This is a genomic window from Dokdonella sp., from assembly GCF_036518555.1.
GTDB lineage: Bacteria > Pseudomonadota > Gammaproteobacteria > Xanthomonadales > Rhodanobacteraceae > Dokdonella_A.
This window is the reverse complement of record NZ_DATDMY010000017.1, coordinates 1-8,623: the sequence shown is the minus strand read 5'-3', so window position 1 is coordinate 8,623 and position 8,623 is coordinate 1. Positions and strand designations below refer to the sequence as shown.

At 69.7% G+C, this 8,623-nt stretch carries 8 protein-coding genes; 5 read left to right on the top strand and 3 right to left on the bottom strand.

Annotated elements, in window-relative coordinates; all coding sequences use genetic code 11:
- The 3 genes from mscL to VI238_RS00960 form a co-directional block, all read right to left on the bottom strand.
- Positions 1-182, bottom strand: a 182-nt coding sequence (mscL, locus tag VI238_RS00970) for a large conductance mechanosensitive channel protein MscL (RefSeq protein WP_331647492.1), incomplete at its 3' end; no start/stop codon positions are given.
- Positions 183-283: 101 nt separating this feature from the next.
- Positions 284-970 (bottom strand): fumarylacetoacetate hydrolase family protein, encoded by a 687-nt coding sequence (locus VI238_RS00965; protein WP_331647490.1) that lies wholly within the window; start codon positions 968-970, stop codon positions 284-286.
- A 41-nt stretch (positions 971-1,011) separates the two neighbouring features.
- Positions 1,012-1,434: a DUF3052 domain-containing protein gene (locus VI238_RS00960; protein ID WP_331647488.1), complete on the bottom strand. Its 423-nt coding sequence runs from the start codon at positions 1,432-1,434 to the stop codon at positions 1,012-1,014.
- A gap of 103 nt (positions 1,435-1,537) precedes the next feature.
- Between VI238_RS00960 and VI238_RS00955 the strand changes: the two genes are divergently transcribed.
- From VI238_RS00955 to VI238_RS00935, 5 genes are all read left to right on the top strand, one after another.
- The gene (locus VI238_RS00955; protein ID WP_331647486.1) at positions 1,538-2,776 is read left to right on the top strand and encodes an efflux RND transporter periplasmic adaptor subunit; all 1,239 of its coding nucleotides are present in this window, start codon (positions 1,538-1,540) and stop codon (positions 2,774-2,776) included.
- Positions 2,777-2,917: 141 nt separating this feature from the next.
- Complete coding sequence (locus tag VI238_RS00950) at positions 2,918-3,616, top strand: ABC transporter ATP-binding protein (RefSeq protein ID WP_331647484.1); 699 nt, start codon at positions 2,918-2,920, stop codon at positions 3,614-3,616.
- A gap of 65 nt (positions 3,617-3,681) precedes the next feature.
- Entirely contained in the window at positions 3,682-4,842 is a 1,161-nt protein-coding gene (locus VI238_RS00945; RefSeq protein WP_331647483.1) for an ABC transporter permease, read from the top strand.
- An 11-nt stretch (positions 4,843-4,853) separates the two neighbouring features.
- Positions 4,854-6,179, top strand: coding sequence for an ABC transporter permease (locus VI238_RS00940; RefSeq protein ID WP_331647481.1), 1,326 nt, complete (start codon positions 4,854-4,856; stop codon positions 6,177-6,179).
- 152 nt (positions 6,180-6,331) lie between these two features.
- On the top strand, positions 6,332-8,623 hold a 2,292-nt coding region (locus tag VI238_RS00935; RefSeq protein ID WP_331647479.1), incomplete at its 3' end, for a hypothetical protein.

The following is an 8,623-nucleotide window of genomic DNA, read 5'->3' as shown; positions in this document are numbered from 1 at the left end:
AGCACCCACTTGTAGGCGGAGAAGTCGACGCCGCCGATGAGCATGCCGATCGGCGGCATGATGACCTGGTCGACGAGCGAGGTGACGATCTTGCCGAACGCGGCGCCGATGACCACGCCGACGGCGAGGTCCATCACGTTGCCGCGCATTGCGAACGCCTTGAACTCCGAAAGCATGCCCATTGCGGTCTCCTTGATCGGGTCGGATCGCGCCGATACGCCGGCGCCCGCACTTTACGCCGATTGCGCGCGCTGCTGCGTCGCGCTGCAGCAGATCGCGCGCATCAGACGATGCGACCGTGCAGTTCGGCGACGCCCTCGAGCCGTGCATGCACGTGGTCGCCACGCTGCAGCGCGGCGACGCCGGCGGGCGTGCCGGTGAAGATGAGGTCGCCGGGCGCGAGCGTCCACAGCAGCGACAGTTCGTGGATGATCGCGGCGACGTCGAACACCATGTCGGCGATGTCGGCCTGCTGGCGCAGCTCGCCGTTGACCTCGAGCGAGAGGCGCGCGCTGCGCGGATGACCGACGTCGGCGACGCGATGCAGCGCCGACGCGGGTGCGGAGTCGTCGAAGCCCTTCGCCGCGTCCCACGGGTGGCCCTTCGCTTTCGCCGCGGCCTGCAGGTCGCGCCGCGTGAGGTCGAGGCCGACGCCGTAGCCGAAGACGCAATCCAGCGCGTCCTCGCGCGCGATCGCATGGCCGCCGCGCGCGAGTGCGACGATCATCTCGACCTCGTGGTGCAGGTCGGCCGTCGCCGGCGGATAGGCGATGTCGCCGTCGTCGGCGACGATCGCATCGGCCGGCTTCATGAAGAACATCGGCCGCCCGGGTTCGACGCTCGCGCCCATCTCCTTCGCATGCTCGGCGTAGTTGCGCCCGATGCAGTAGATGCGGCGGATCGGAAAGCGCATGTCGTCGTCGGCGACCGGCAGGCTCGGCACGAACGGCGCGGCGATGGCGAAGGTCATGGCGGTAGCCCGCGGCGGCGATCGCGGCAGGATAGCAGCGCTCAGCGCGCGCCGCGCCGTTCGCGTCGGCGGACGAGCTTGAGCCCCGACCACGTGGCGTCGATCGCGCAGACCTTGACGTCGACGAGTCCGAGCGGCAACGCCAGCTCGCGCACGCCGTCCTCGACGAGGTCGGTCGCGACGCCGGAACCCTTCTTCGGCCACGACACCCAGATCGTGCCGTCGTCGGGTAGCCGCGCGTCGAGCGCCGCGAGTTCGGTCGCGAGCTGCGCGCGCGTGGTGGCGAAGACGTGCGCGAGGTCGAACGCTGCGCGCGCGCCGACGAGCCGCAGCCGGCCGGGCTCGCTGTCGACGAGGGTCGCGTAGTCCGACGGCGCGTGCCGCACGAGCACGCGAACCTCCGTCGCGAGACCGAGCTTCTGCCAGGCCGGTTTGCCGGAATAGCCGCTCGTCGCTGGTGACATCTGTCATCTCCGCTGCGTGACCGCGACGGCTTGTTCCGCCGCTGCGGCGACGCCAGTCTATGGCAGACTTGAGAGCTGTGCGTCCACGCGGGAGCGGTGCGGGATGGAGAAGTCGGATTTGTTGCAACAGTTGCGCATCGACCGCAGCGCGCCGACGCCGCGCGGGCGGGGTGCCGGCGTGTGGATCGGCGCCGTCGTCGGCGTGCTCGCGCTCGGCCTCGCGGCCGGCGGCGGCTGGTGGTTCCTGCATGATGCGAAGGCGGTCGAGGTGGACGCGGCGACCGCGAGCGCACCGAGCGCGGCGGGCAGCGGCCCGCTCGCGGTACTGCAGGCGACCGGCTACGTCACCGCACGACGCCAGGCGACCGTGTCCGCGCAGATCACCGGAACGCTCACCGACGTGCTCATCGAGGAAGGCGAGCGCGTCGAAGCGGGCCAGGTGCTCGCGCACCTGGAGAACACCGCGCAGAAGGCGCAGCTCGCGCAGGCCGAGGCCGGTTACCGCGCGGCGCAGGCGCAGCTCGCCCAGCTCGCCGTGCAGCTCGCGCAGAGCAAGCGCGACGTCGCGCGCGCGGAAGAACTGGTCGGGCGCAAGCTCGTGTCCAGGCAGGCGGTCGAACTCGCGCGCACGCAGGTCGACGCGCAGAGCGCCCAGCTCGAATCGCTGCGGCGCCAGGTCGACGTTGCCAAGGCCGCGGTCGACGGTGCGCAGGTACAACTCGACTACTGCACGATCCGCGCGCCGTTCGCGGGCGTCGTGATCGCGAAAGCGGCGCAGCCGGGCGAGATCGTCTCGCCGCTGTCGGCCGGCGGCGGCTTCACGCGCACCGGCGTCGGCACGATCGTCGACATGGATTCGCTCGAGGTCGAGGTCGACGTCAACGAGTCGTACATCAACCGCGTCGCCGCGAAGCAGCCGGTCGAAGCGGTGCTCGACGCGTACCCCGACTGGAAGATCCCGGGCCGCGTGATCGCGATCATCCCGACCGCGGACCGCGGCAAGGCGACCGTGAAGGTGCGCGTCGCGATGGACCAGAAGGATGCGCGCATCGTGCCGGACATGGGCGTGCGCGTGTCGTTCCTCGAGGACTCGAGCGCGCCGAAGGCCGCCGCGGCGGAGCCACCGAAGGGCGTGCTCGTGCCGTCGGCGAGCATCGTCCAGCGCGACGGGCGCAGCGTCGTGTTCGTGCTCGACGGCGATCGCGCGCGCATGCGCGCCGTGACCGCGGGCCAGACGTACGCCGACCAGCGCCTCGTCGAAGGCATCGGCGTCGGCACGCGCATCGTGCGCGAGCCGAGCGCCGAACTCGCCGACGGTTCGCGCATCGCGATCAAGAAGTAGCGGAACCCGCGCGAGGCGCCGCTGCGGCGACGCGAAAACGGGCAGGGCGGGCAGGACCCGCCGCAACCGCGGGCGGCGTCCCGCGATCGCGCGCCGGGCGCCGGCGCGACCACGAACGACTGCAAACCGAGGACTACCGTCATGGCAAACCTGGTCGAGATCCGCAACGTCAGCAAGATCTACGAGCGCGGCAAGCAGAAGGTCGAAGTGCTGCACCACATCGAGCTCGACATCGCCAAGGGCGACTTCCTCGCGCTGATGGGCCCATCCGGTTCGGGCAAGACCACCCTGCTCAACCTGATCGGCGGCCTCGATTCGCCCACCGACGGCAGCATCAGCGTCGGCGGCGAGCGCATCGACCGGCTCGGCGAGGGCGCGCTCGCCAAATGGCGATCGGAGCACGTCGGCTTCATCTTCCAGTTCTACAACCTGCTGCCGATGCTGTCGGCGCAGAAGAACGTCGAACTGCCGCTGTTGCTGACCAACCTGTCGGCCGCGCAACGCAAGAACAACGCGAGCATCGCGTTGCAACTGGTCGGCCTCGCCGAGCGCGCTAGCCACAAGCCGACCGAGCTCTCGGGCGGCCAGCAGCAGCGCGTCGCGATCGCGCGCGCGATCGTGTCCGATCCCGACCTGCTCGTCTGCGACGAGCTGACCGGCGACCTCGACCGCCAATCGGCGGAGGACGTGCTCGGCCTGCTGCAGACGCTGAATCGCGAACACGGCAAGACGATCATCATGGTCACGCACGATCCGAAGGCGGCCGAATACGCGCGACAGACCCTGCATCTCGACAAGGGCACGCTCGTCGAACAGGAAGGGCTGAGGGCCGAGGGCTGAGGGCAGCAGCCCCACGACCTCCGTTCGCAGCTTACTCAGCCCTCAGCCCCCAAGAGGCGAAGCCGATGAAATACCTGCACCTGATCTGGGCGGCGCTGTTCCGGCGCAAGACCCGCACGATTCTCACCCTGTTGTCGATCATCATGGCATTCCTGCTGTTCGGCCTGCTCGACGCGGTGCGCGTCTCGTTCGCCGAGGCGGGCCAGTCGGCGAACGGCGCCGAACGCCTGCAGACCGGCGCGAAGCTGTCGTTCATCCAGCCGCTGCCGAAGAGCCTGCAGCAGCAGATCGCGCAGGTACCGGGCGTCAAGGACGTCGCGCACGCGAACTGGTTCGGCGGCGCCTACCAGGATCCGCACAACCAGATCTTCACGTTCGCGGTCAGCGACAACTACCTCGACGTCTATCCCGAGGTCGAAGTCGACCCGGCCGAGCGCAAGGCGTTCGACGCGACCGCCGACGGCGTGCTCGTCGGCGACATCCTCATGAAGAAGTACCACTGGAAGGTCGGCGACCGGTTGCCGCTGCAGTCGCAGATCTTCCCGAACAAGGAAGGCAGCAAGAACTGGAGCTTCCAGATCGTCGGCACGATGAAGTCGAAGGACAACAAGGCGTTCCAGAGCCAGATGATCGTGCTGCACTGGAAGACCTTCGACGAGACCACGCCGTACAACCGCGGCGCGGTCGGCTGGTACGTGAGTCGCGTGTCCGACGTCAACCAGTCGGACCGCATCGCGAAGGCGATCGACGCGCTCTCGGCCAATTCCGACCATGAGACGAAGACGCAGACCGAGCAGGCCGCGACGAGGAACTGGATCAAGCAGATGGCCGACATCGGCCTCATCGTCACCTCGATCATGGGCGCGGTGTTCTTCACCCTCGTCCTGCTGACCGGCAACACGATGATGCAGGCGGTGCGCGAGCGCACGAACGAACTCGCGGTGCTGAAGACGATCGGCTTCTCGAGCCGCAAGGTGCTCGGTCTCGTACTCGCCGAATCGGTGTTGCTGCTGCTGCTCGGCGGCCTCGTCGGCCTCGCGCTCGTCAGCCTCATCGGGGCCGCGTTGCCGGCGATGAGCGGCGGCATGATCAATGGCGCGCACGTCGGTGCGAAGAGCTGGGGGCTCGGCGTCGCGCTCGCGGTCGCGATCGGCCTCGTCGTCGGCGCGGTGCCGGCGATCCGCGCGATGCGCCTCAACATCGTCGACGCGCTGGCCGGGCGCTGAAGGAGAATGGCATGAAATTCCTGATCGGACTTCTCACCTTCCTCGCCGTCGTCGCCGGCGTGATCGTGTTCCTCGTCGTGCCGTGGCAGGGGTTGCTCCTGCTCGTCGCGCTGCTCGGCCTGTGGATGGCGCTGACGCGACGCGGTCACCAGGCCGCGTCGGTCACCGCGATCGGCGTCGCCACGCTGCGCGAGCGGCTCGGGTCGTCCGCGGTCATCGTCGTCGGCATCGCCGGCGTCGTCGCCGTGCTCGTCGCGATGCTCGCGATGGCGAACGGCTACAGCCAGACGCTGCGGCGTACCGGCAGCGACGACACCGCGATCGTGCTGCGCGGCGCGTCGGCGTCGGAAGTCTCGTCGGTGCTCGGCCACGACGCCGCGGTCGTCATCGCGCAGGCGCCCGGGATCGCGCGCGACGAGCAGGGCCGCCCGATCGCGTCGCCCGAACTCGTCGTCGCGGCGAACCTGCCGATGAAGGGCGGCAATCCCGAAGAGGACTTCGGTAGCGTGCAGTTGCGCGGCATCGGCGACATGGCGTGGAAACTGCGCACGAACGCGAAGATCGTCGCCGGCCGCAAGTTCACCCCGGGCCTGCGCGAACTCGTCGCCGGCAGGGGCGCGCAGCGCCAGTTCGACGGCCTCGAGGTCGACCACGAGATCAAGCTCGGCAACCAGCTGTGGAAAGTGGTCGGCATCTTCGAATCGAAGGACGCGATGGAATCGGAACTGTGGGGCGACGCCGACGTGGTCGGCCCGACCTATCGCCCGAACGGCGCCAACAGTTCGACCTCGGTGTTCGCGCGCCTGACCGGCCCCGAGGCGTTCGAGCCGTTCAAGGCCGCGCTCGTCTCCGACCCGCGCCTGCAGGTCGACGTCGACACCACCGTCAACTACTTCAGCAAGCAGTCGGAAGGCACGTCGAAGGTGATCACCGCGATCGGCGTGGTGGTCGGTGCGATCATGGCGATCGGTGCGGTGTTCGGTGCGCTGAACACGATGTTCGCAGCGGTCGCGACGCGTGCGCGCGAGATCGCGACGTTGCGTGCGATCGGTTTTCGCGGGTTGCCCGTCGTGATCGCGATCATGCTCGAGACGATGCTGCTCGCGCTCGTCGGCGGCCTCCTCGGTGGATTCGTCGCCTGGCTCGTCTTCAACGGGTATACCGCCTCGACGCTCGCCGCGGGGACGACCGGCCAGCTCACGTTCGAGTTCGCCGTCGCGCCGTCGGTGCTCTGGACCGGCCTCAAGTGGGCGCTCGCGATCGGCTTCATCGGCGGTCTCTACCCGGCGTTGCGCGCGGCGCGGTTGCCGGTCACGACGGCGCTGCGCGAACTCTGAGCCGTTGCGGTTCGGGCGACCCGTACTCCGACGGAGGCGGGTCGCCCGGGTCGCATCCGGCCGATGCGCGATCCGCTCCGTCCATGGCCTTACCTCGACCGGCCTCGCGGAGTATCGTTTCGCCCGCCGCGTCATCCCGAGGAGACGTCCCAATGTCGTACCGCTACCGTCGCGTCGTCGTCGCGGCGTCGTGCCTGTTCGTTGCGTTCGATGCGTTCGCGCAATCCGTCCCTGCCGATCGGCTTGCGCTCGAATGGCGCCTGCTCGGCCCGTTCCGCGCGGGCTGGGGCACGATGGCGGCGGGCGTGCCCGACCAGCCGGACACGTTCTACTTCGGCGCGGCCGGCGGCGGGGTCTGGAAGACGGTCAACGCGGGCGCCACCTGGGAGCCGATGTCCAACGGACTCGCGTCCGCGCCGGTCGGCGCGATCGCCGTCGCGCCGTCGGATCCGCGCGTGCTCTACGTCGGCATGGGTCACCCGGAGCCGCGTTACGACATCGCCGCGGGCGATGGCGTGTACCGCTCCGACGACGGCGGCGCGCACTGGCAGCACGCGGGACTCGAGGCGACGCGGCACGTCGGCGCGATCCTCGTCGACCCGACCGACGCGAACACCGTGCTCGTCGGAGCGCTCGGGCACGTCTTCGGCACGAATGCCGAGCGCGGCGTGTTCCGCAGCACCGACGGCGGTCGCCACTGGACGCATACGCTCGCGATCGATACCGGCACGGGGGTCGTCGATCTCGCGGCCGATCCGAAGCAGCCGAACATCGTGTTCGCAGCCGCGTGGCAGGCGCGCAATTGGCCGTGGCTGAGCTACTTCACGCCGATCGAAGGCGAGGGCAGCGCGATCTGGCGCTCCGACGACGGTGGCGTGCACTGGCGCAAGCTCGCGGGCGAGGGCTGGCCCGCGGGCAAGCTCGGGCGCATCGGCCTGGCCGTCACGCACCTCGCGAGCGGTGCGACGCGCGTGTACGCGTCGATCGATTCGGAAGACCATGGCGGCCTGTACCGCTCCGACGACGGCGGCGCGCACTGGCAGCGCGTCAACGATGCGAAGGCGGTGAGCACGTGGTACGAGAGCCGCCTCACCGTCGCGCCGGACGATCCGGACACGCTCTACACGGTCGGCCAGTCGATCCACAAGTCGACCGACGCAGGCAAGCGCTTCACGATCATCAAGGGCGCGCCCGGCGGCGACGACTACCACCACCTCTGGATCAACCCCAAAGACCCGCAGCGCATGGTCACCGCGAGCGACCAGGGTACGGTCGTCAGCGTCGACGGCGGCAGCAGCTGGAGCGACTGGTACAACCAGCCGACCGGGCAGTTCTACCATCTCGCCGCCGACGACCGCTTCCCGTACTGGATCTACTCGGGCCAGCAGGATTCGGGCACGGTCGCGATCGCGAGCCGCAGCGACTACGGCGCGCTGTCGTTCCGCGACTGGCACCCGGTCGGCGGCGACGAGCGCGACTACGACCTGCCGGACCCGGAGGATGCGAACCTCGTGTTCGGCTCCGGCCTCGGCGGTCGCATCTCGCGCTGGGACGCGCGCACGGGCGAAGTGCAGAACGTGTCGCCGTGGCCCGTGTCGAGCTACGGCGCGCGCGGCACCGACGTGAAGTACCGCTACACGTGGTTCACGCCGATCGCGTTCTCGGCAAAGCCGCCGTACGCGCTCTATGCGGGCGCGCAGGTGCTGTTCCGCTCCACCGATCGCGGCGAACACTGGCAGGCGATCAGCGGCGACCTTACCGGCAAGCGCGAGAACGCAAGGGGCTGCAGCGGCGACGTACCGGTCGCGCGCGCGAGCGCGTGCGGCTATGGCGTCATCTTCAGCATCGCGCCGTCGCCGCGCGACAACGACGAGCTTTGGATCGGCACCGACAACGGCCGCATCCAGCTCACGCGCGACGGCGGCGCGCACTGGGCCGACGTCACGCCGAAGGCGGTGCCGGACTGGGGCAAGGTGAGCGCGCTCGACGTGTCCGCGCTCGAGCCGGGCACCGCGTACGCGGCGATCGACAACCATCGCCAGGACGATTTCGCGCCGCGCGTCCTGCGCACGCACGACTACGGCAAGAGCTGGACCGCGATCGGCGACGGCCTGCCGCGCGACCATTTCGTGAGCGTCGTGCGCGCGGATCCGCAGCGCAAGGGCCTGCTCTACGCAGGCACCGACGTCGGCGTGCACGTGTCGTTCGACGACGGCGCGCACTGGCAGCCGCTGCAGCAGAACCTGCCGGTCGCGTGGGTGCGCGACCTGCTCGTGCACGGCAACGACCTCATCGCCGCGACCCAGGGCCGCGCGATCTGGGTGCTCGACGACGTCGCGCCGCTGCGCCAGATGGCCGATGCGCGCGCGCACGACGGTGCGTTCCTGTTCACGCCGTCACCCGCGTATCGCCTGCGCCGCAGCCAGAACAAGGACACGCCGCCG